The organism is Sphingopyxis sp. USTB-05 (assembly GCF_023822045.1).
Lineage (GTDB): Bacteria > Pseudomonadota > Alphaproteobacteria > Sphingomonadales > Sphingomonadaceae > Sphingopyxis.
Map to the genome: position 1 here is coordinate 3655001 of NZ_CP084712.1, position 22423 is coordinate 3677423.

The following is a 22423-nucleotide window of genomic DNA, read 5'->3' on the forward strand; positions in this document are numbered from 1 at the left end:
GCGCGCTGCCACCGGCCTGAAGCCAAACAGGCGCGGGCGAATCAGTCGCCCTTCAATTTCTGACGGAAGGTCTGGATCAGGCTGTCGTTCGCGGGAACGCGCACGCGCCAGACCCAACTGCTGCCGCGACGCTCCCATCCTTCGGGGGTCGGATCGAGTGCGAAAGGGATCAGCATCTCTACCTCGGCATCGAACGGCCGAGCGTTCGTGAGCGTGACCTGCCAAAGCTTGTAATCAGCATTCGGGTCCGGCTGAACCGCGACCTTATATTGGACGGCGGGGCTGGACCCGATGTCGTAGTCGACGCGTTCGTTCTTCGCCTTGTCGCCGATCGCCGCCTCGCCGACGAGCAGGCGGCGGTCACCGATGGTTTCGAACACCGTCGCCATGCCGGCCGGAAGCGCAAGACCGAGCCCATCCGATTCGCGGTTCTGTGCACGCAATCGCATCATCAGCGGCTGCGGCCGACCGTCACCATAATTGTATAGCGTCGCCGCATAGAGCTGCTCGACCGCAACCTTGTCTTTCGCCAGCAGCGCCACCTGCTTCTGCCCCTTCGCCGACACATCGACGCGAAACGGGATGCGATAGAATTTGAGGTCGCCCAGATCCTCCGCCGGAGGTGGCGGCGGCGCGGGCGGCGGCGGCGGTGGTGGAGGCGGCGGAGCCATCGCCATCGCGCGGCGGTCGCGGCGGCTCGCAGTCACGACGACTTCCTCCGCTGCGATCCCGTCAAAATTCTGCTCGACTTCGATGATCGGCGGCAGTTCCCAAAGCGGGTGCGTGCTCGTGATATCCATCGGCCAGCATTTGAGGACGAGCGATCCCGGCGTACTGCGCGGCAGGGGTGGGCTGTACATCTTGTTCAGCCGTCCCGCGATCACATTGAGCTGGGCACCCGGAAAGCTCGTCACCCCGCCATTCGCGACGGTGATCCAGCCGGTCAGGCCCAGCGTCTTTCCGTCGGTGCCACGGTCAGCGACATAGTTGGCGGCCCAATCGAACCCCTCGGCGAGATAGAGCAATTGCACCTTCATGGTGCGAGCCGCCTTGCTCTCGACCACCACCGACAAGGTCGGCTTGGCCGAGAGGTCTTTCGGCACGCGCGAATAGAGCATCCGTTCGGGCAAACCCGAGCAGGCAAGCGCCTCCACCCCTGCCGCGGTCTGAACAATCACCCCGCCATTGGGGCCCGACTGAATCACTGTCTCCTGTTCGACCACCTTTCCGGTCGCAAGGCTGGTGCGCCGCAGGGTGACGCTACGCTTCAGATAGGCATCGACGAGACCCGCGGGTGACAGCAACCGCGCGTCGCGATTCTTTTCGATGACGCCGTCGGGCAGTCCGCTCACTACCGCGGTTTCGGGAAGCAATCCTTCGGCCACGCCTTCGAAGCGCAGCACCGAGTTTCCTGCGGGTAAGGTGACGGTGCGCGTTTCTGTGATGAAGGCGAAACCCTGCGGCCAGTTCGGATCAATCGCGCCGCTGCCGCGTCCCGGGGCGCGATAGACGGTGACCGCGCTATCGTCGATTTTCGCCGACACGACCACCGGCGCCGAAGCCTGGGCAAACACGGGCGTCGGCGCGAGCAGAGCCGCGACCCACAGCAGCAGCGGCCAGGCCCGCATCGCGCAGATATCAGTAACGCGAATCGAATGTGACGGTCAGGTCGACCTTGCCGTTGGCTGGCACGGGCACCTGCCATTCCATGCGGTCGGCCGAAATACGCTCGCCCTTCAGGCTTTCGTCGCTAATCCGGACGTCACCATAAAGCCCATCCTGCGCGAGGAGCACCGTCACCGGCGCCGACCGTGCATTGCTGACCGTATATTTCATTTTGGTCACCCAGCGCGAATCACCCTTGCGCGTGCGCGACACGACGGTCGGCTGGACTTTCACATCGAACGCGTCGCCGGTGCGCAACGACATCGCCGATCCCATTGGGGTATGGTCGATGCGATTCTCGCCGATAAACTGCGGATCGCCGCGCGCGTCACGCATATAGACGCGAATCGTCCCCGCCGGCAGCTGGTCGCCTAGACCGCCCTGCCGCGAGGTCGAGAAACGCAGCACACTCGCGGTGCTGACAGGCTCGTTGTTGCTGCCGAGCCAGCGATTGACATATTCATAGGTCGATCGCGCTGGTGCGCCCTTCACGTCGAGGAAGCTCACTTGCTTCTGCTGCGCGTTGGCGATCGTCGTGCGCTGGGCGAGCGGATAGAGATAATAGTCGCCGAGCCGCTCGCGATCATTCGATTCGGTCCCGGCCGAATCCATCGCACCCGACATCTGGCGGAAGCCGCCACCCCCGCCGGGATTGCCCGCGACAAGCAAGGTGCGCGCATTATTGAATGTCGTGCCGGTGCTGTTCGTCAGCGTCACCCAACCCTGAATATCCATCGCGCCCTTTGCGGCATCGAACAGCGCGACATAGTCGGCGGTCCAACCAAGGTTCGGGGTGAGATAGGAAAGCCGCGCCGGTACGGTGCCGGCATTGGCGGCATCGACCGTCACCGACAGCGTCGGCCGCGCACGCAGATTCGGCGGCAGCCGGTCGAACACCGCGCGTACCGGCAGGCCGTCATCGCGCAGTACCTCGATCCGCTCGCCGATCTGGAGAACGATGCCCCCGTTCGCCGCCAGCACCTTCGCGCGCTCGGTGCGTTCGGCACCAGTCGCTGGGTTGGTTCGAACGAGCGTGATCGACTGGCCGACCGCCTTGTCCATCAGCTTGTCGGGGGTAAGCAGGTCGAAATCGAAATTCTGTTCGACGATGCCGATGCCGGGGCCGGAGAGCGTGACCGTCTCGGGACGGATGCGCGCCGATACGTCGGGGAACTCGATGCGGTTGCGGCCGGCGGCGACACTCAGCTGACGGTCGTCCTGCACCAGCGACTGGCCGTTATTATATATGGTGACCGCGACATCGCCCTGCGCGTTACCGGTCGCGGCATCCTGCGCGAGAGCCGGAAGCGCCGATCCGCCGACGGCCAGCGGAAGACAGGCCATTGCCAAGATGCGCATAAAAAACCTCCCCGCGAGTAATCCCGCGGGGAGGCTATGTCATGCGAATCGGAAAAACCAGCGTGAAATCGCCAGCTTATTCGGCGGCTTCGACGTCCGAGTTCCGGGCAGCGAGCGTGCGGCGCGTACGGCGCGGCTTGGCGGCGGGCGCTTCGACCTCGACTTCAGCTTCGCTTTCGGCGGCGCGTTCGGGACGACCGATCGCGGGCGGCAACACTGCGGTGTCGATCCCCGCATTGCCATTGTCGGCGTTGTCGTCCTGACGCGGACGGCGGGCCGGGCGACGCGCCGGACGCGGAGCCGGCTCCTGCTCGGCCGCCTCTTCGCGCGCGGGCGCTTCGTTGCGATCATTGCGTTCGTCGCGCACTTCTTCGTCGTCGCGAACCCGCGCCGGGCGGCTGCGCGACTGCTGGCGGTTGCCGCGATTGTCATCGTCGCGGTCGCCGCGCGGTTCGCGATTGCCGCGGTTCTCGCGATTGTTGTCGCGCTGGCCGCGGTCGTTGCGTTCGCCGCGATCGCTGCGCTCGCCGCCGCGGTCATCGCCATTATCGGAGTCGTCGCGGCCATTGTCGGCTTCGAAATCGGTATCGTCGTGGCCGTCGAAATCCTCGACGCCGCGAATTTCGCGACCGCGGTCGTTGCTGCGTTCTTGGCCGTTCGCCGCAGCCTTTTCTTCCTGCCGGGCACGGAAGTCGCTCACGACGCGGAAATAATGGTCGGCGAACTGCAGATAATATTCGGTCTGGACCCGGTCGCCGGCAAGCTGCGCGTCGCGCGCGAGATTGCGGTATTTCTCGATCATCTGGGCGCCGTTGCCGCGCGCCCGGCTGTCGATGCGGTTGGCCTGGTCGACCCCACCACGACCGCCCGACTGCGAGCGGTTGTTGTTGTTGCTGTTATTGTTGCGGCCGCGACGGCGACCGCTCTGGCGGTTGTTCATGTTCAACTGAGACATCCTGATAAGCTAATAAGCTACGCCAACCCCTTTTGGCCGACCGCGCCGTTGCGCGTCGTGCCCGCGCTTCTCACGCGGTTCTTGCCCTTCTACCGCTTGCGCCGGGCCCTTGGCCCCGCACCAGCATCGTAAGTGGGAAGCAGACCAGTCGGACCAATCAAGGTACCCGTACCGGGTCTGTAAGCCGCCCCTATCGTGCTTTGCGGCGGAAACCAAGTAAATTCTTGCGCGGGGGTCAGGCGCGGGTCAGCAAAAGCGCCCTGTCGCGGCCGCCCAGATCCTGTCTGCAGGCAACCGAAAACCCCGCCGCTTCGGCGAGCTTCCGAACCAACATATGCTGCGTGTGCCCGATTTCAAGAACCGCGAGCCCGCCGGGCGCCAATATCCGGGGCAAATCGGGGATGACCCGCCGATAATCGTCGAGCCCGTCGGCGCCGGCGAACAGCGCGCCCGCAGGCTCATGCGCCACAACGTCAGGCATCAATTGTTCAGAATCGGCAATATAGGGCGGATTGCAGAGGATCAGGTCGAACGCGCCGCTGATCCCTTTGGCCCAGTCCCCGTGTATCAATTCGGTACGATCGTTCATCGCAAGCGCGGAAGCATTTTCGCCGGCGTAGCCCAGCGCCACTTCGCTGGCATCGATACCGACGCCGCGCGCCGCGGGCCACTCGCTCATCGCCGCATATAGAAGCGTTCCGGGCCCGGTCCCGAGATCGAGAATATGGCTGGGGCCCGTGCCGCCAAAATGACGGACCGCCGCCTCGATAAGCGTCTCGCTGTCAGGCCGCGGAATCAGCACGCCCGGGCCGACTTGCAGCCGGATCGTCCAGAAATCGCGGTAGCCGAGGATATAGGCAACGGGCTCATGGGCCATGCGGCGGGCGATCAACGCGCCGAAATCCGCCGGGACATCGTAACGCTCAGGATCGAGCAGCAGCGCCGGCCGTTCGACGCCCAGCGCGTGCGCCATCAGCAATTCGGCATCGAGCCGCGACGTATCGGATACCGCCGCCAGCCGCGCTGCCGCCTCGCGCAGCGCGGCGCCGACGTCAGTCACTCAGCCCCGCAAGCCGCTGCGCCTGATCCTCGGCGATCAGCGCGTCGATCAACTCGTCCATCGCGCCTTCGATGATTTCGGGCAGGCGGTGGAGCGTCAGATTGATGCGGTGGTCGGTCACGCGGCCCTGCGGAAAATTATAGGTGCGGATGCGTTCGGAGCGGTCGCCCGACCCGACCATCGACTTGCGTGCCGACGCTTCGGCGCTGTGGATCTTCTCGCGCTCAAGGTCATAAAGCCGCGCGCGCAGCACCTGCATCGCCTTTGCACGATTCTTGTGCTGGCTGCGCTGGTCCTGCTGAATCACGACGAGGCCGGTCGGGATATGTGTGATGCGGATCGCCGAATCGGTCGTGTTGACGTGTTGCCCACCCGCTCCGCTCGCGCGGTAAATGTCGATCTTGAGGTCGCTGTCGTTGATCGCGACGTCGACCTCTTCAGCCTCAGGCAACACCGCGACGGTCGCGGCGCTGGTGTGGATGCGGCCCTGGCTTTCGGTCGCGGGAACGCGCTGCACGCGATGGACGCCGCTTTCGAACTTCAATTTGGCGAAGACGCCCTGCCCCGTCACCGACGCGACGACTTCCTTATATCCGCCGACCTCTGCCTCGTTTGCCGAGATGACTTCGACCTTCCAGCCCTGTCCGTCGGCATAACGGCTGTACATGCGCAGCAAATCGCCCGCGAACAACGCCGCCTCGTCACCGCCGGTCCCGGCGCGGATTTCGAGCATGGCGGCGCGTTCGTCGGCCACATCCTTGGGCAGCAGCTTGATTGCCAGATCATGCTCGGCAGCGGGCAGAGCTGCCTCGATCGCGTCGATCTCCTCCGCCGCCATTGCCTTCATCTCGGGATCGGCAAGCATTTCGTTCAGCGAGGCGAGCTCACCGCGCAGGCGCACAACCTCGGCCGCCGCCTTGGCAACGGGTTCGAGTTCGGCGAACTCCTTCGACGCGGCAACAAAATCGGCAGGCGCCATGTCGCCCGTCGCCATGCGCGCCTGCAGCGCAGCGTGGCGTTCGATGATGGCGTCGATCTGTCTTTCGGAAACATTAGCCATCAGATTGCGCGGACGACCGCCTCAACCTGCTTTGCGCGGTCGCTGTCGCCGCGAACATTGATGTGCGCCGCACCATCGCGCGTGCCGACCGAAATCAGCGCATGCGCGGGAATTTTCGCGGCCTTGTCGAACCGTTTGCGCGGCGAACCGCTGGCGACGATTTCGGTCGCAAAGCCGCCATTGCGCAGCGCCGCCAGCGCCGTCATCGCCAGCGCGAGCCTGTCATCGTCCTCGACCGCGATCACCGCGTCGAGGCGATTGTCGATCACATCGTCGGCGAGCAGCATCGCGAGCCGTTCGATCCCGCCGGCCCAGCCGACCGCGGGGGTCGGCGGTCCGCCGAGCGTTTCGATCAGCCCGTCATAGCGCCCGCCCCCGATCACCGTGCCCTGCGCGCCGAGCCGGTCGGTGACGAATTCAAACGCGGTGTGGCGATAATAATCGAGCCCGCGCACGAGCCGCGCGTTGCGTTCCCATGCGACGCCCGCGGCATCGAGCCCGGCGGTGACGGCGCCGAAGAAATCCTGCGCTTCGCTCGTCAGATAGGCGTCGATGTCGGGCGCGCTGTCGGCGAGCGGGCGGTCCTTTGGATCCTTGCTGTCGAGAATGCGCAGCGGATTTTTGTCGAGCCGCGCGAGGCTGTCTTCCGACAGATCACCGCGATGCGCTTCGAAATGATCGACCAGCGCCGCGCGCCAGGCATCGCGGCTTGCGACATCGCCCAGCGTATTGAGTGTCAGCGTCACGCCTTCGGATATGCCCAGTTCCTTCAGGAGCTGGTCGGCGAACACCAGCAACTCGGCATCGGCGAGCGGGCTGTCGCTGCCGATCATCTCGGCATCGAGCTGGTGAAACTGACGATAGCGACCCTTTTGCGGGCGCTCATAACGGAACAGCGGGCCGTGTGTTGCCACTTTCAGCGGTGCGAATTGCTGCCAGCCGTTCGTCACATATGCCCGCGCAATGCCTGCGGTAAATTCGGGACGCAGCGTGATCGACTCGCCGCCACGATCCTCGAACGAATACATTTCCTTCGATACGACATCGGTGGTTTCACCGAGCGAGCGCGCGAACACGGCAGTCGGCTCGATCACCGGCACCTCGACCCGCTTGAAGCCATAGAGGCGGCGCACCCGTTCGAAGGTATCGACGACATGCGCGAACCGGTCGGCGAAATCGCCAAGCATGTCCTGGGTGCCCCGCACAGCTTGCGGGGTCGGATTTTTCGCGCTTTTGTCCTTGCTCATGGGCGGCGCATCTAATGGTTTTTCGTCGAAAGGCAAAGTGCGCTTGCAGAGCCGTCGCTGGACCTCGCCCGCGTTTCGCGGCAGAGGTGCTGCCCATGAAAAAAGCACTGTTCGTCGCAGCGGCGGTCGTCGCCGCACCCGCCGCCGTTTCCCCCGCCATCGCCCAGGACGGCAACAGCCGGCCCCAGCCGGTCGTCCAGCCGCTGACGATCCCGCTGCCCGCCGACAAACCCTATCCGGGCACGATGCAGCTTAAGGTCGACGCGAGCGATTATGCGCGCGGCATCTTTCATGTGCGCCAGACGATCCCGGTGGCGAAGGCGGGCAAGCTGACCCTGCTCTATCCCGAATGGTTGCCCGGCAAGCACGCCCCGCGCGGCGCGATCGCCGAGATGGCAGGCTTCAAGCCGAGTGCCGGGGGCAAGCCGCTGGCCTGGACGCGCCAGCCGACCGACGTCTACGCCTTCGACATCGACGTGCCCGCGGGCGTAAAGAGCGTCGACGTCGCCTTTGACTTCCTGTCCCCGACGCGAACGAGCGAAGGCCGGGTGGTCGTCACCCCCGCGATGATGAACCTGCAATGGGAACAGGTCAGCCTGTACCCCGCGGGCTATTTCACCCGCGGGATTCCCGTGCAGCTCGAAGTCACCCTGCCTGACGGCTGGACCGGTGCGGCGGCGCTCGACGGGGTCAAGGTTTCGGGCAATCGCTACAGCTTCGCTCCGACCAATTACGAGGTACTCGTCGACAGCCCGATGTTTGCCGGAAAATATTTCCGCAAATGGGACCTCGGTAACAAGGTGACGCTGAACGTCGTCGCTGATGAGGCCAAATATCTTGATGCGAGCCCCGACCATATCGCGCGCCACGCGGCATTGGTGTCGGAAGCCGTCGCGCTGTTCGGCGTCCGCCATTTCGATCGCTATGAATTCCTGCTCGCGCTCACCGACGAACTCGGCGGCATCGGGCTTGAACATCATCGCAGCAGCGAGAACAGCCGCAACGTCGACTATTTCACCAAATGGAACGACAATGACAGCGAGCGCGGGCTCCTCCCCCACGAACTCACTCATAGCTGGAACGGCAAATATCGCCGCCCCGACAAGATGTGGACCCCCGACTTCCGTACCCCGATGCAGGACAATCTGTTGTGGGTTTACGAAGGCCAGACGAGCTTTTGGGATCTCGTTCTCGCCGGCCGTTCGGGGATGCAGTCCAAGGAGATGATCCTCGCCGAATGGGCGACGAATGCTGGCAATTACAGCGCCCAGCCGGGGCGCCAGTGGCGCTCGGTCGAAGACACGACGCTCGACCCGATCATCGCGGCGCGCAAACCCAAGCCCTTTGCCAGTTGGTCGCGGAGCGAGGATTATTACAACGAAGGGTCGCTGATGTGGCTCGACGCCGACATGCTGATCCGCCAGGCGACGAACAACGCCAAAAGCCTGGACGATTTCGCACGCGCCTTTTTCGGCGGGCGCGAGGGCGATTGGGGGCAGGACACCTATGATTTCGACGATGTCGTCGCGGCGCTGAACGCCGTCCATCCCTATGATTGGGCGAGCTTCCTGCGCCAACGCATGCAGGAAAGCGGCCAGCCCGCGCCGGTTGGAGGGATCGAGCGCGCGGGATACCGCCTCGTTTGGCGCGACGCGCCCAACGCCTATGATCGTGACCGCATGGCGCAGGCAAAGAATGCCGACCTCACCCATTCGCTGGGCATGACGATCGACAAGGACGGCGTCGCGACCGGCATTTTGTGGGACGGCCCGGCGTTCAAGGCCGACATCGTCAATGGCGCCAAGATCATCGCCGTCGACGGCCTGAGCTATAGTCGCGAGCGGATCGAAACGGCGATTCGCGCGGCTGCCGACGGCAAGACGCCGGTGCGGCTGCTTGTCGAGCGCAGCGGACGCTATCGCAATGTCGATATCGACTATCATGATGGGCTGCGCTGGCCGCATCTCGAAAAAGTCGGGAGTGGCCCCGACTGGTTCGATCCGCTATTGGCGCCGCGCCGCCGACTGTAAAAGATTCGGCGGAGAACAGAACAAAGGACTGACTTCTCCCATGCGCATCGACCTGATTCCCGCCGGCGACAGCCCGCCCGACAGCCTCAACGTCCTGATCGAAGTTCCGATCGGCGGCGAGCCGGTGAAATATGAATTCGACAAGGCGAGCGGCGCATTGTTCGTCGACCGCTTCCTGCACACGCCGATGCGTTACCCCGCCAATTACGGCTTCGTGCCCCACACGCTGGGCGAAGACGGCGATCCGCTCGATGCGCTGGTTGTCGCGCGTTCACCGATCGTCGCAGGCGCGGTCGTGAAATGCCGCCCGATCGGCGTGCTGCTGATGGAAGACGATGCCGGCGGCGACGAAAAGCTGCTGTGCGTCCCCGTCAACAAGACCTTTCCCTATTACGCCGATGTCGCGAGCTACACCGACATGCCGCCGATCGTGCTCCAGCAGATCGAGCATTTCTTCACCCACTATAAGGATCTCGAACCCGGCAAATGGGCGAAGCTCAACGGCTGGGGCGATGTGAACGAAGCGAAGCGCATCATCGTCGAATGCATCGAGCGCGCAAAGAAGACCGGTTTCTAATTCTTGTTTGAGGGCGCCGGATCACCGTCCGGCGCCCCGACAATCCGCACATCCTGCCGCGGATAGGGAATGGCGATCCCGGCTTCCTTGAAGCGATCCCATATGCCGAGGAACACCTCGCCCTGGATGTTGCCTAGCCCCGCCTCGGGATCGGAAATCCAGTAACGAAGCTCGTGCTCGACCGCGCGTTCGCCGAACGCGGTAATCCAAACCGCCGGTTCGGGCTCGTTCAATATACGCGGATTCTCTTTGGCGGTTTCGATAATCAGCCGCTGCGCGAGCCGCAAATCGCAGGCATAGCCCACGGGTATGCGCATCCGCACACGCACTTCGGGACTAGCATAGCTCCAGTTTTCGACGGGCTGCGTCATCAGCAGTTCGTTCGGAATCAAATGCTTCTTGCCGTCGCGGGTCACGACATTGACCGCGCGAACGCCGATCTTGGCGACGCGTCCGACATTGGGCACCCCATTCGCCGCCGCCGTTCCCCCCATGCTGCTGCCATCGCCGACGACAATGATGTCGCCCGGCTTGATCGAACGGTCCATCAGCAGGATGATCCCGGCGATCAGATTGCCGACCGTCTTTTGCAGCCCGAAACCGATCGCGAGGCCCGCAGCGCCCGAGAAGACGGCAAGCGCGGTCAGATCGATGCCCAACAAATCAATGCCGAACAGCATGGCAAAGACGAACAGCGCGATCGCGATCAGCTTTTCGGCGAGCAGCCGCTGCGTCGCGTCGATCTGGGTGTTGCGGCGGAGCAGCCATTTGATCGACCGCAGGATGATTCGCACCGCCAGATAAAGCAGTACCGCGACGACGATCGTCGAGAATAGTCCATAGAGTGACAGTCGGTACGAGCCGACGTCGATGCCGATCGCCTTCAGCGCCTCGATCGTGCGGACGACGCCTTCGGGCAGCGCGTCCATGCCGATCATCCCGCCATCGCGGCAAAGCCGCGTTCGAGGTCGGCGATCAGGTCGGCCGGGTCCTCGAGCCCGACCGACAGGCGGACCAGCGGATCGCGGTCCGTCCATTCCACAGCGGTGCGAATCTCCGCCGGATTGCTCGGGACCACGAGGCTTTCATAGCCGCCCCAGCTAAATCCGATGCCGAAGGCTGAGAGCGCGTCGATGAAGCGGGTTCGGCCGGCATCGTCGCTGCCCTTCAACGTAAAGCCGAACAAGCCGCTGGCACCCGTGAAATCGCGCGCCCAGATGGCGTGGCCGGAATCGCCCGGCAGCGCCGGATGAAGTACCCGTCCGACTTCGGACCGCCCGGCCAGCCAGTTCGCGATCGCGAGGCCATTTTCGCCGTGCCGCGCCAGACGGACATCGAGTGTGCGAAGGCCGCGCAGCATCAGCGCGCAATCGTCGGGCGAGACCGACAGGCCCAGTTGGTAGGCCGCGTGCCGAAGCCGCGGCCATAGTGCCTTGGTGGCAGTCAGCGAGCCCATCATCGCATCGCTGTGTCCGCCGACATATTTGGTCAGGCTCATCGCCGCCACGTCGACACCATGCTCCAGTGCGGGAAATAACAACGGGGTCGCCCATGTATTGTCGAGCATCGTCGTCACACCATGTTCGCGCGCGACGGCGACGATCGCGGGAATATCCTGCATCTCAAAGGTCAGGCTGCCCGGCGATTCGAGGAAGATCAGTTTCGTGTCAGGGGTGATCAGCCCAGCGATGTCGGCGCCGATCGATGGGTCATAATAGGTCGTCGTCACGCCGAATCGCGCGAGCATGCCGTTGCAGAACAGACGCGTCGGCTCATAGGCGCTATCGACCATCAGCAGATGATCGCCGGGCGACAGCAGCGCCAGCAGGCCTGCCGAAATCGCCGCGACCCCTGAGGGATACAGCAAAGTGCCTTCCGCGCCCGGCTCCAGATCGGTCAGCGCATCCGCAAGCGCCCACACCGTCGGGGTGCCGCGCCGGCCGTAATATAGCTTGTCGTGCGTGGCATGGCCGCGCGCCTTGAGGTCGGCGATATTGTCGTAAAGGATCGTCGAGGCGCGCCACAGCGGCGGATTGACGACGCTGCCGCCCAGTCGCGGGTCACCGGTCCATTCGGGCCGGCGGCCGCCCTGCACCAGTTTCGTTGCAGGGCGGAGGCTTTTGTCGTCGCGGTTGTTCATGCCCGTCTTGATAGCGTGCCGCTCGCCAAAAGCCAGCGGCACGGAAACAGGTTTCGACGGCGAAGAGACTCAGGCTGCGCCGGTCGCCTTGGGCGTCGCCGGATCGGCGCCCCATTCGACCCAGCTGCCGTCATAGACCGCAACATCTTCCTTGCCGAGCAGGTGCGCGCCGAAAGCAACGACGGTCGCGGTCATGCCGCTACCGCAGGTGGTGACGAGCGGTTTGTCGAGATCGACCCCGGCGGCGTCGAATGCCGCTTTCAGCTCGTCGCCCTGTTTCCAGGTGCCGTCGGCGTTGAACAACTGGCTATGCGGCAGGCTGCGCGAACCCGGGATATGACCCGGAGCGACACCTGCGCGCGGATCGCGTTCCTCGCCAGTGAAGCGCGCGGCGGGGCGCGCATCGACGACCTGTTCGGCCGCGCTGTCGACATTCGCCAGCATCTGTTCCTTGGTGCGCACCGCTTTGGCATCGCGCCACACGGTGAAGTGGCGGTGACGGAGCGTCTGTTTGCCCATTTCGAGCGCGCGACCTTCGGCCTTCCACTTGGCAAGGCCGCCATCGAGCAGTGCCACGTCGTGGGCGCCGAACAGTTTCAGCAGCCACCAGGCGCGTGCTGCGCTCTTCAGCGGGCTGTCATCATAAATCACGATACGGCTGCCGTCACCGAGACCCAGCGACTGCATACGGCTCGCGAATTTTTCGGCCGGCGGGGCCATATTGTCGACGGTGTTCGACGCGTCGGTCAGTTCGGCAAGATCCATGAACACCGCGCCGGGAATGTGGCCCGCTTCATATTCGGCGCGTGCGTCGCGCCCTTCATCGGCGAGAAATTTCGTCGCGTCGACGACTCGCAGGTCCGATGCCCCCAATTCGCGTTCCAGCCAGTCGGTTGAGACCAAGGCGTCCATGTCATGCTCCTGTTGCGACCGGTCGGGAACATGTTTGCCTGTCCCTCGCCCGGCCATCCTGCTGTGGCTTCTTGTCTTTCCGGGGGATAGTCAGCCTATGCCCCCACTTGCGCTTTTTCAAGCGTGGTCGATCCTGCCTCAGCCGATGGTGCACCGCAACAAAAAAGCAGTGTCTTTTTGGGTCAAGCTATTGCGCGCGCTTGATCGCCGTCGCACGCGCGCCAGGACGATCGACAGCATAGGTGGGCCGGTCGAGCGGCAGCGGTGCCAGCTTTTCGCTGCCGCTTGTGCCTTGTTCGCGGCCGAGCACAAAACTTCCCGCATTCTGACCGAAAGCCTCTCCCTCGCCATCCCAATGATAAGTGACGTCGAACGCGATGACGGGGACGAGCATCGGCTTGCCGCCGATCATCAGGGGTTCGATCGTAGCGCGGGGCAACATGACCTCTGTCGATAATTCTTCGCCCGCCCCGACGGCAAGCGCCATGTCGTCGCGCAGCACGCTGCCGCCCGCACCGTCGAAGAAGCGGGCAAGCACCGGCTCGGTCATGGCCGACCCCTGATTGAGCGCGATGCGGACCATCAGTCCCGTCGCAGGCGCGGTCCCCTGATTGATCAGGTGGAGGGCGAATCCGACCGCGACATGATCGGCCGCGAAACGGATGCTGCGCACGTCGAGCGCCATCGCGACCACCGCGCGCAGTTCGTCGGCAGCGCGGGTAACGAGCGGGTGCGCGGGGGCGGCCGCAGCCGAGGCAGCGGGCGTTGGCACAGGCGGCTGAACGACGGGACGCGACGTTGCGGGGACCGGCGGCTTCGAAGGCGTTTCCGCTGCCCGAGGCGCCGGGCGCGGGACGATCGGACGCGGAGCTTCTTCGATCGCGTCGAGCGGAACTCCTGCCGGCGCCGCACGGCGGCGCCAATACCAGAATCCGGCGGCGCCCGCCGCGAGCGCGGCCAGCACCCAGGCCCAGATCGGCGTACCCGACGACGGGCTGGCCGGAGCGGCCACGACCGGCGCTGCATCGGCGGAGGCAGGCGTCGCACCCGTCGCAACGGGTACGGGGGGCGCCGCCGTATCGATAGGGGGCAAAGCCGGATTGTCGATCGGAGTCGCCTGCGTCGTGCCGGCGGTGTCGGGCGTCGCCGCGCGCGGTGCCACGATCGCAGGTGTATCGCGCCGCGTCGGTGCGGGAGCAGGCGTCGGGGTCGCGGTGGCTGGCTGCGTCGGAGTTACCCGTGGCGGCGCCACCGGCTGCGTTGGTGTTGGCGCCGGTGCGGGGGTCGGGGTCGGCTGTCCACGCCGTTCGCCGGGCGCGACAGGCGGCAAGCCGTTGTCCGAAGGCCCCTGCACACCCGGGGTCCGGCCGTCATCGGCAGGCGGCGGCAGGCGGAAATCGATCGGGCGTGACGAGGTTCCGGTGTCTTGCGCATGCGCAGGCATCGCTGCCGCCAGCATCGCCGCCGCGAGCGCGACCGTCGCCACCTGTTCTCGCCCGAAGTTACGCACCGTCATCTTGTCCGCGATCCCACACTACACATATCTCGCATGCGCCGCTGAATTGGCGCTGAACCTGGCGGCCTGACATCTCAAGGACAATCGGTCCGGATGACATCGGCCGCGCTGCGCACTAGAGCCTTTCCATGACCGATTCCACCCCTACCCCACTCGCGCCGAAACATCTCGGCCAGTCCAGCGAACTTCCTGCCTCGCCCGAGGCCGCGGTTCTCGACTATGTCCCCAACCCGCGCGCGGGCGAGCTCTATCTCGTCCGCTTCGCCGCGCCCGAGTTCACCTCGCTCTGCCCGGTGACCGGACAACCCGATTTCGCACATCTCGTCATCGATTATGCGCCCGGCGAAACGATCGTCGAATCGAAGAGCCTGAAGCTGTTCCTTGGCAGTTTTCGGAACCATGCGGGCTTTCACGAGGATTGCACTGTCGGCATCGGCCGCCGCCTGTTCGATGAAATGCAGCCTCGCTGGCTGCGCATTGGCGGTTACTGGTATCCGCGTGGCGGCATCCCGATCGATGTCTTCTGGCAATCGAGCGCGCCGCCCGAGGGCTTGTGGCTCCCCGATCAAGCGGTCGCGCCTTATCGCGGGCGGGGATGATTATTCATCTTTCCGTCACAAAATATTGACATTAGTGTCAGCGATATGACCACCGCTTCCCTTCCGCACGACCATGCGATCGCCGTCGGTTCCGACCAGATCGATTTCATGGGTCATGTAAACAACGCTCACTATCTGAGCTGGGTACAGGAAGCGGTGCTGTCGCACTGGCGCCATATCGCGCCGCCCGACGCGGTCGCGGCCCATCTGTGGGTCGCACTGAAGCACGAGATCACGTACCGCCGTCCCGCTTTCCTCGACGATCAGGTCATCGCGACCGTGATCCTGGAAAAAGTGCAGGGCGCACGCGCCTTTTATGAAACGATCATCAAACGCGGCGAAGAGGTATTGGCCGAGGTCAAATCCTCATGGTGCTGCGTCGATGCTGTAACGCTGCGCCCTGCGCGCCTTGCGAGCGAAGTGGTTGCGCGCTTCTTTCCGAATGAAAAGACCTAGCCGGCGATAGTACCGGACAGGCCGGATCTTACGGACTTACCGGGCTATCGCCGTCATCGTCGACTACCAGCCAAATGCCGCCGGCGATAATCGCGAGACCCAACACGATCGCGATCCAGCTCGCACCCTCGAGTTCATTCTCGCCTTCGACGACGCTCGTCGCACGGGCGTCGCCGATCGCGGGTGCGGCCGAAGCGACAACCGGCGATAGCACCATCGAAACCGCGGCGACCGAAATCGCAGTCTTTTTCCATAGCTTCATGACAGACTCCTCCAACAAGGGTCTTGAAACGCAGCCGAAACGGCAATTGTTCCACTCCCCTGCGGAGAAGTCTGCTGTTCCACTCCCCTACGGCGAAGTCTGCCGACGCAGGGCTAGGCCGCCGCGAATCGAATCGGCAGGCGCTTCAACCCGCCGACGAACACCGATTCGACGCGCGCGGGTTCACCCGCCAGTTCGAGGCTTTTGAGGCGCGGCAGCAACTCCTCCATCAATATGCGCATTTCCATGCGCGCGAGATGCTGGCCGAGACAGACATGTGCGCCGAAACCAAAGGCGATCTGCTGGTTCTTTTCACGATCAGGATCGAAAGCAAAAGGATCGCCGAACACGGCCTCGTCGCGGTTGCCCGAGACATAGTTGAGCATCAGCCAGTCGCCCTCGCGAATCGTCTGCCCGCCGATCTCGACGTCCTCTTTGGCGCTGCGCATGAAATGCTGGACCGGAGTCGTCCAGCGGATCGCCTCTTCGATCAGCCCGGCCTTGTCGCTGTCGGCGGCGCGAAAACGTTCGAACAGCGCCGGGTTCTTCGCCAGTTCCATGATCGCACCCGCGGTCGAAGCACTTGTCGTGTCATGCCCCGCCGTCGCGATGATCATATAATAGCCGGCAAGTTCGCGGTCGGGGATCTGTTCGCCGCCGACCATGGCGTTTGCGATGACCGTAGCGATATCCTCGCGAGGATTTGCGCGGCGGTCGGCGGTCAGCGCGCCGAAGTAATTTTCGAAATCGGCGATGACATAATGAAGCATCGCGATCGCCTGCTCCGCACTGGTGATCGCCTCCCTGCTCCGGTTCAGTTCGGGGTCGGTGGGACCGAATAGCTGCTGCGTCAGCATCAGCATGCGCGGTTCGTCCTCACGCGGGACGCCCAATATGTCCATGATGACGCGCAGCGGATAATGCGCCGCGACATCGCGCGCGAAGTCGGTCTCCGCGCCGGCCTCCAGCATAAGATCGACGGTCTCGCGCGCCAGTTGACGGATCCGGTCTTCGACGATCTTCAGATTCTTGGGCATGAACCAGCTCTGCGTCAGCAGCCGGTATTTCATATGATCGGGCGCATCCATCTGTACCAGCGAGCGAATCAGATGCCCGTCATTGTTCGGGGTCGCGGCGCGCGCCAACGCCTCGCCGTCGCGGTTGGTCAGCACGGTCGGGCGTATGCCGTTCGCAAAACGCTGAGGATCGCGGCTGATCGCCATGATGTCGGCGTGCCGCGTCACGAGCCAGAAAGGATCGTGATCGCTATTCTCGGCGACCGCAAGCGGCGCATTCGCACGCGCCCATGCGAGCTGCTCGTGCAGTGGATCCCATTGGCCGTATGCGACGGGGTCGACGACGGCGGCGGCTACCTCTCCAGGCAATATAGGTTTTGTCATGCAACCAAAGCTGCCTCATCGCGTGCCGTCTGTCGAGCCCGGACGACCGCCTGCCGAAAGGGGGCGTCGAGGGCGTCCCGCTTGGGACTAGCCGGGGCCGCAAAATCATACCGGGGATCGCAACAATGACACTCTCGACTCGCCATTTTCTCGTTGCCGCCGTCTCGTCGCTCGGCCTTGCCGCCTGCGCCGCGCAGCCGGGGGTCGAATCGCCCAGGCCCACCGCCACGACGCCCGCACTCACGGGCGCGCCGCTCGATACGAGCGTGCCGAGCCAGCTGCCGCGCATCGCACGGCCCGTGCATTATGACATCAGCGTTGTCCCCGACGCGAAGGCGCTGACCTTTACCGGCGAAGCGGGAATCGATCTTGAACTCTATGCTCCCTCGGCGACGTTGACGCTGAACGCGCTCGACCTGACCTTCGCCGGCGCAAGCCTGACCGGCGCCGACGGCAAGGCGATCCCGCTGACCGTCGCCACCGACGCCGCCGCGCAGACGGCCAGCTTTACAGCGGCCGAGCCGCTCGCACCCGGCAAATACCGCCTGACCGCCAGCTATACCGGTACGATCAACACGCAAGCGAACGGCCTTTTCGCGCTCGATTATCCCGACAAGGCCACGGGCAATGAAGTGCGCGGGCTGTTCACCCAGTTCGAGGCGCCCGATGCGCGGCGCTTCGTCCCGAGCTTTGACGAGCCTAGCTACAAGGCGACTTTCACTCTGTCGGCGACCGTCCCGGAGGGCGATCTGGCCGTCAGCAACATGCCCGTGGCGAGCGAAGCGCCAGTCCAAGGCGGCAAAAAGAAGGTGACATTCGAAATCTCGCCCAAAATGTCGTCCTACCTTCTCTTTTTCGCGACCGGGAATTTCGAACGGCTCGCCGCGAAGAGCGAGAGCGGCGCCGAAGTCGGCATCGTCTCGCCCAAGGGATCGGGCGAGCAGGCGCGTTTCGCGCTCGACAGCCTCGGCCCGCTGCTCGGCTATTACAGCGACTATTTCGGCCAGCCCTATCCGCTCCCCAAGCTCGACAATGTCGCGGGGCCCGGCCAGTCGCAATTTTTCGGCGCGATGGAAAATTGGGGCGCGATCTTCACCTTCGAGCGCATCCTGCTCGACGATCCGAAGATCACCAGCGAAGCGACGCGCCAGCAAATCTATACGACGCAGGCGCATGAGGTCGCGCATCAATGGTTCGGCGACCTCGTCACGATGGCGTGGTGGGACGACCTTTGGCTCAACGAAGGCTTCGCAAGCTGGATGGAAACCAAGGCGAGCGACCATTTCCACCCCGACTGGCAGCCGCTGCTCGACCGCGTCGGCGGCCGCGAAGGTGCGATGGCGCTCGACGCCTTTGCGACGACCCACCCGATCGTCCAGACGATCCGGACCGTAGAGGATACCAATCAGGCGTTCGACGCGATCACATACCAAAAGGGCGAGGCGGTGATCACGATGCTCGAAGCCTATGCAGGCGAGAATGTGTGGCGCGGTGGGCTGCGGAGCTACATGGCGAAGCATAAATATGCGAACACGCGGACCGACGATCTGTGGAATGCGGTGGAGGCGGCGGGCGCGAAAGGGCTGACCGCGATCGCGCATGATTTCACGAGCCAGCCGGGTATCCCGCTGCTCCGCGTCGGCGGCGTGACCTGCGCCGGTGGCAACACGACCGTCCAACTGACGCAGGGCGAATTCGCGCGCGACCGCAAGGACAGTATCGATGCCCAAGGCCGCCGCTGGCAGGTGCCCGTGCTCGCGCGTTCCGGCAATGGTGCGATCGCGCGGCAGGTGATCGCCGGCGGGATGGGCACGTTGACGCTGCCCGGCTGCGGTCCGGTGCTGATCAACGCGGGTCAGGCCGGCTATTATCGCACCCTCTATTCGCCCGCCGCGCTCCAGGCGCTCCGCGGCGATTTCGCCAAGCTGGCGCCGATCGACCAGCTCGGGCTGCTCGGCGACAATTTCGCGCTCGCCTATGCGGGCTACCAACCGATGGGCGCCGCGCTCGACCTGCTCGCGGCGGCACCCAGCGACGCGAACCCGAAACTGCTCGGCGACGTCGCGGGGCGCTACGCCGCGCTATACGGTTATTTCGACGACCAGCCGGCGGTACGGAAACAGATTGCGGCACGCGGCACCGCAGCCCTCGCCCGGGCGATGCAGCGCCTTGGGTTCGACGCGCGGGCGGGCGAACCCGCACTCGACAGCATCCTTCGTTCCGAACTGCTCGGCGCGCTCGGGACGTTGGGCGATGCAAAAGTGCTGGCGGAAGCACGCCGCCGCTTCGCGCTGCTGGACGGCAATCCCGCGGCGCTCGACGGCCCGCTGAAATCGCGCTGGCTCGACATTGTCGCGGCGAACGCGAGCGACGCCGAATGGACGAAGCTGCGCGCCTTGGCGAAGGGATCGAAATCGGCGGTCGAGCGCAGCGCCTTCTATACCTTCCTCGGCAATGCAAAGGACGCGACGCTGGCGAAGCGCGCGCTCGACCTCGCGCTGACCGACGAGCCCGGCAAGACGGTCAGCGCCTCGATCATCGGTGCCGTCGCCAGAAATCACCCCGAACAGGCGGTCGATTTCGCACAGGCCAACCAGGCCGCCGTCGACCGGCTGATCGACGCTTCGGCACGGGCGCGTTTCCTTGCCGGGCTGGCGGCCTCGTCGAACGATCCGGCGATGATCGCAAAGCTCGAGCGGATCGCGGCCCCGCTGCCCGCCGATGTGCGCAAACCCTATGACAAGACGCTGGCGTCCTTGAAGGAACGCAGCGTCAGCCGTCCGCGCATCAAGGGTGAAATCGCAGGCTGGCTGAAGACGAAATAGCGGAAAGGCCGCGGCCGGTCACCCGGCCGGCTGCGGCGCTCCCGCCGGCATCGCCTGTTCCCATTCGGCGCGCGCCCTGCGGATCATCGCCTTCAGCGCATCGGCATGGCGCTGCCACGCGGCGGCCGTGTCGGCATTCCACGCCGCCCCCGCCGCGGCGCCGAGTTCCTCGACCGTCATATCGATGAAGGCATCATATTCGGCGATCGGCAGCGGTCCATAGGATCGGTGGGTAAAGACGAGCTCGGCGACAAGCGGCCACACCCATCCCTCGCCTTGCGCGAGGCCGAACATCATCTGCAATGTTTCGTCGGTCATCCGCCGCGACGACGCATCGATCGAAATGAAGCTCGCGCGGCGGCCCGGATAGGCGGCGAAGAAACGCTCGAACAGCGCGTGGCGGATATCGATGCCGGCGTCGGCGACGGCCATCAGGCTCGCCTCCATCAGCGCGGCATCGGCATCGCTCATTTGAACAGGCTGCCCAATATGCCGCGCATCAGCTGCCCGCCGAACTTGCCCGCGACCTGCCGGCCGAGATTGGTCGCTGCCGAACGCGCCGCCGACTCGACCATCTTTTCGGCGAAGCTCGGTTTCGCGGCTTCGCGCGCGGCTGCCTTTTCCTGTTGCAGCCGCGCCTTCTCTTCGGCGACCTTGCGCTTCGCCTCTTCCTTCGCGGCGATTGCGGCCTGCTTGTCGGCCGCTTCCTGCGCCTTGGCCTCGACCGCGGCGGCCTGCGCCTGCTCGGCCTTTGCGGCGAGCAGTTCCTCGGCGCTCTCGCGATCGACGGCGGTGTCATATTTGCCCTCGACCGGCGAGATCGACTTGATGATCGCCCGCTCCTTGGCGTCGAGCGGACCCGCCCGCGAACAGGGCGGTTTGATCAAAGTGCGTTCGACCGGCGACGGCGCGCCGTCGGCCATCAGCAGCGATACCAGCGCCTCGCCGACCTTCAATTCGGTGATCTCGCGCGCGACATCGACCTTGGGGTTCGGGCGGAAGGTTTCAGCGGCCGCTTTCACCGCCTTCTGGTCGCGCGGGGTGAAGGCACGCAGCGCATGCTGGACGCGGTTGCCGAGCTGGCCCGCGACATCTTCGGGAATGTCGATCGGGTTCTGCGTCACGAAATAGACGCCGACGCCCTTCGAACGGATCAGACGCACGACCTGCTCGATCTTTTCGGCAAGCGCGGGGGGTGCGTCGTCGAACAGCAGATGCGCCTCGTCGAAGAAGAAGACGAGCTTCGGCTTGTCGGGGTCGCCGACCTCGGGAAGCGTCTCGAACATCTCGCTGAGCATCCAGAGGAGGAAGGTCGCATAGAGCTTTGGGCTCGCCATCAGCTTGTCGGCGGCAAGGATGTTCACATAACCGCGGCCATTCTCGTCAGTGCGGATCATGTCCATGATATCGAGCGCGGGTTCGCCGAAGAAATTCGCGCCGCCCTGCGTTTCGAGCGTCAGCAATTGCCGCTGGATCGTCCCGACGGTCGCCTTCGAGACATTGCCATATTTGGTCGTGAGTTCGTCGGCATTTTCGGCACACCAGGCCAGCATTGCCTGTAAATCACCGAGGTCGAGCAGCAGCAGATTCTGTTCGTCGGCAACCCGAAAGGCGATCGCCAGCACGCCCTCCTGCACTTCGTTGAGCCCCATCAGCCGCGCCAGCAGCAAAGGCCCCATTTCGGAAATGGTCGTGCGAACCGGATGTCCCTGTTCGCCGAACAAATCCCAGAAGATCACCGGATTGTCGCGATAGGCCCATTCGCTGTCACCGATCTCCGCAGCGCGCGCCGCAAAAATCTCGTGCATTTTCGAGGTCGGGCTGCCGGCCATCGCCATGCCCGCAAGATCGCCTTTCACATCGGCGACGAACACCGGCACGCCGACCGCCGAAAAGCCCTCGGCCAGTCCCTGCAAGGTCACCGTCTTGCCGGTGCCGGTCGCGCCGGCAATCAGCCCGTGGCGATTCGCGCGTTTGAGCACCAGCGACTGGCGCGGACCGTCCGCCGCTCCGCCCCCGCCAAGACCGATATAGATTTCGCTTGCCGTGCTGACGTCGCTCACCCGCTATCCTCCATCTTAAAAAGCTGGGTCGAGGTTAGAGCGGCGGGTGAGCCCAGGCAATCGGCAAACCGGCGCGGCAGCCAAAACCGGGAAACGGCCCGAAACTGCCGAACTTCACTCGCAATTCGCGCCCCGCGACGGGGCGGCACGACCGCTGCTGCCGCCGTTAAGGCCACAAAAGCCCCGCATGCACAGGCAGGACATGTGTTCTTTGTGGCTTTATCGGATCGTAGGTCATCAGGCAGCGTAGATCATGGCAAGATATTGTAGGAAAGATCGCGTTCCATGCTCCGTGGG

General features: G+C 64.4%; 20 protein-coding genes (1 of these 20 only partly in view). 6 read left to right on the forward strand and 14 right to left on the reverse strand.

Annotation, left to right across the window (positions count from 1 at the left end):
- Positions 1-20, forward strand: the 3' portion of a protein-coding gene (locus KEC45_RS17040; RefSeq protein WP_062176151.1) for an acyl-CoA thioesterase. 370 nt of this gene lie to the left of the window's left edge; only the last 20 of its 390 coding nucleotides appear in the window; its start codon lies off the left edge, out of view; the stop codon is at positions 18-20.
- A gap of 21 nt (positions 21-41) precedes the next feature.
- Here KEC45_RS17040 and KEC45_RS17045 read toward each other — a convergent pair whose 3' ends face one another.
- The 6 genes from KEC45_RS17045 to hisS all read right to left on the reverse strand — a co-directional run bounded on the left by KEC45_RS17045 (position 42) and on the right by hisS (position 7346).
- Positions 42-1628 (reverse strand): DUF4139 domain-containing protein, encoded by a 1587-nt coding sequence (locus KEC45_RS17045; protein ID WP_252171173.1) that lies wholly within the window; start codon positions 1626-1628, stop codon positions 42-44.
- 10 nt (positions 1629-1638) lie between these two features.
- Positions 1639-3024 (reverse strand): DUF4139 domain-containing protein, encoded by a 1386-nt coding sequence (locus KEC45_RS17050; protein WP_193749072.1) that lies wholly within the window; start codon positions 3022-3024, stop codon positions 1639-1641.
- A 76-nt stretch (positions 3025-3100) separates the two neighbouring features.
- A complete protein-coding gene (locus KEC45_RS17055) occupies positions 3101-3979 on the reverse strand; it encodes a DUF4167 domain-containing protein (protein ID WP_062176145.1) in 879 nt (292 codons plus the stop codon).
- A 235-nt stretch (positions 3980-4214) separates the two neighbouring features.
- A complete protein-coding gene (gene prmC, locus KEC45_RS17060; RefSeq protein ID WP_062176142.1) occupies positions 4215-5039 on the reverse strand; it encodes a peptide chain release factor N(5)-glutamine methyltransferase in 825 nt (274 codons plus the stop codon).
- Positions 5032-6099, reverse strand: coding sequence for a peptide chain release factor 1 (gene prfA / locus KEC45_RS17065; RefSeq protein WP_062176139.1), 1068 nt, complete (start codon positions 6097-6099; stop codon positions 5032-5034). The genes prmC and prfA overlap by 8 nt, the downstream gene beginning before the upstream one ends.
- Positions 6099-7346 (reverse strand): histidine--tRNA ligase, encoded by a 1248-nt coding sequence (gene hisS, locus KEC45_RS17070; protein ID WP_062176136.1) that lies wholly within the window; start codon positions 7344-7346, stop codon positions 6099-6101. Before hisS ends, prfA begins: the two co-directional genes overlap by 1 nt.
- 95 nt (positions 7347-7441) lie before the next feature.
- On the opposite strand from hisS, the gene KEC45_RS17075 reads away from it, so the two are divergent.
- Both KEC45_RS17075 and ppa read left to right on the forward strand, forming a co-directional pair.
- On the forward strand, positions 7442-9376 hold the full coding sequence (locus tag KEC45_RS17075) for a M61 family metallopeptidase (protein WP_062176133.1): 1935 nt from the start codon (positions 7442-7444) through the stop codon (positions 9374-9376).
- A gap of 40 nt (positions 9377-9416) precedes the next feature.
- Complete coding sequence (ppa, locus tag KEC45_RS17080) at positions 9417-9953, forward strand: inorganic diphosphatase (RefSeq protein WP_062176131.1); 537 nt, start codon at positions 9417-9419, stop codon at positions 9951-9953.
- Here the strand turns inward: ppa and KEC45_RS17085 are convergent.
- The 4 genes from KEC45_RS17085 to KEC45_RS17100 form a co-directional block, all read right to left on the reverse strand.
- Positions 9950-10882 carry a mechanosensitive ion channel family protein gene (locus KEC45_RS17085; RefSeq protein WP_238586515.1) on the reverse strand — a complete coding sequence of 311 codons (933 nt, stop codon included), beginning with the start codon at positions 10880-10882 and terminating at the stop codon, positions 9950-9952. The two genes, ppa and KEC45_RS17085, sit on opposite strands and share 4 nt — an antisense overlap.
- 5 nt (positions 10883-10887) lie before the next feature.
- The gene (gene metC, locus KEC45_RS17090) at positions 10888-12093 is read right to left on the reverse strand and encodes a cystathionine beta-lyase (protein ID WP_062176127.1); all 1206 of its coding nucleotides are present in this window, start codon (positions 12091-12093) and stop codon (positions 10888-10890) included.
- Positions 12094-12162: 69 nt separating this feature from the next.
- Positions 12163-13005 (reverse strand): 3-mercaptopyruvate sulfurtransferase, encoded by an 843-nt coding sequence (sseA, locus tag KEC45_RS17095; protein ID WP_062176124.1) that lies wholly within the window; start codon positions 13003-13005, stop codon positions 12163-12165.
- Between the two features lie 187 nt (positions 13006-13192).
- Positions 13193-14521: a hypothetical protein gene (locus KEC45_RS17100; RefSeq protein ID WP_062176121.1), complete on the reverse strand. Its 1329-nt coding sequence runs from the start codon at positions 14519-14521 to the stop codon at positions 13193-13195.
- 128 nt (positions 14522-14649) lie between these two features.
- On the opposite strand from KEC45_RS17100, the gene queF reads away from it, so the two are divergent.
- Together queF and KEC45_RS17110 are read left to right on the forward strand one after the other, a co-directional pair.
- Positions 14650-15120, forward strand: a complete 471-nt coding sequence (queF, locus tag KEC45_RS17105; protein WP_062176118.1) for a preQ(1) synthase — start codon at positions 14650-14652, stop codon at positions 15118-15120.
- A 45-nt stretch (positions 15121-15165) separates the two neighbouring features.
- Positions 15166-15576, forward strand: coding sequence for a thioesterase family protein (locus KEC45_RS17110; RefSeq protein WP_252171174.1), 411 nt, complete (start codon positions 15166-15168; stop codon positions 15574-15576).
- Positions 15577-15604: 28 nt separating this feature from the next.
- On the opposite strand, the gene KEC45_RS17115 is transcribed toward KEC45_RS17110, so the two are convergent.
- Both KEC45_RS17115 and KEC45_RS17120 read right to left on the reverse strand, forming a co-directional pair.
- Complete coding sequence (locus KEC45_RS17115; protein WP_062176112.1) at positions 15605-15838, reverse strand: hypothetical protein; 234 nt, start codon at positions 15836-15838, stop codon at positions 15605-15607.
- Between the two features lie 113 nt (positions 15839-15951).
- Positions 15952-17238: a cytochrome P450 gene (locus tag KEC45_RS17120; RefSeq protein WP_062176109.1), complete on the reverse strand. Its 1287-nt coding sequence runs from the start codon at positions 17236-17238 to the stop codon at positions 15952-15954.
- A 125-nt stretch (positions 17239-17363) separates the two neighbouring features.
- Between KEC45_RS17120 and KEC45_RS17125 the strand changes: the two genes are divergently transcribed.
- Positions 17364-20063, forward strand: a complete 2700-nt coding sequence (locus KEC45_RS17125; RefSeq protein ID WP_252171175.1) for a M1 family metallopeptidase — start codon at positions 17364-17366, stop codon at positions 20061-20063.
- An 18-nt stretch (positions 20064-20081) separates the two neighbouring features.
- Here the strand turns inward: KEC45_RS17125 and KEC45_RS17130 are convergent, their stop codons facing one another.
- Both KEC45_RS17130 and KEC45_RS17135 read right to left on the reverse strand, forming a co-directional pair.
- A complete protein-coding gene (locus tag KEC45_RS17130) occupies positions 20082-20534 on the reverse strand; it encodes a hypothetical protein (protein ID WP_062176104.1) in 453 nt (150 codons plus the stop codon).
- On the reverse strand, positions 20531-22099 hold the full coding sequence (locus KEC45_RS17135; protein WP_062183238.1) for a helicase HerA-like domain-containing protein: 1569 nt from the start codon (positions 22097-22099) through the stop codon (positions 20531-20533). The genes KEC45_RS17130 and KEC45_RS17135 overlap by 4 nt, the downstream gene beginning before the upstream one ends.
- Positions 22100-22423 lie beyond the last annotated feature (324 nt).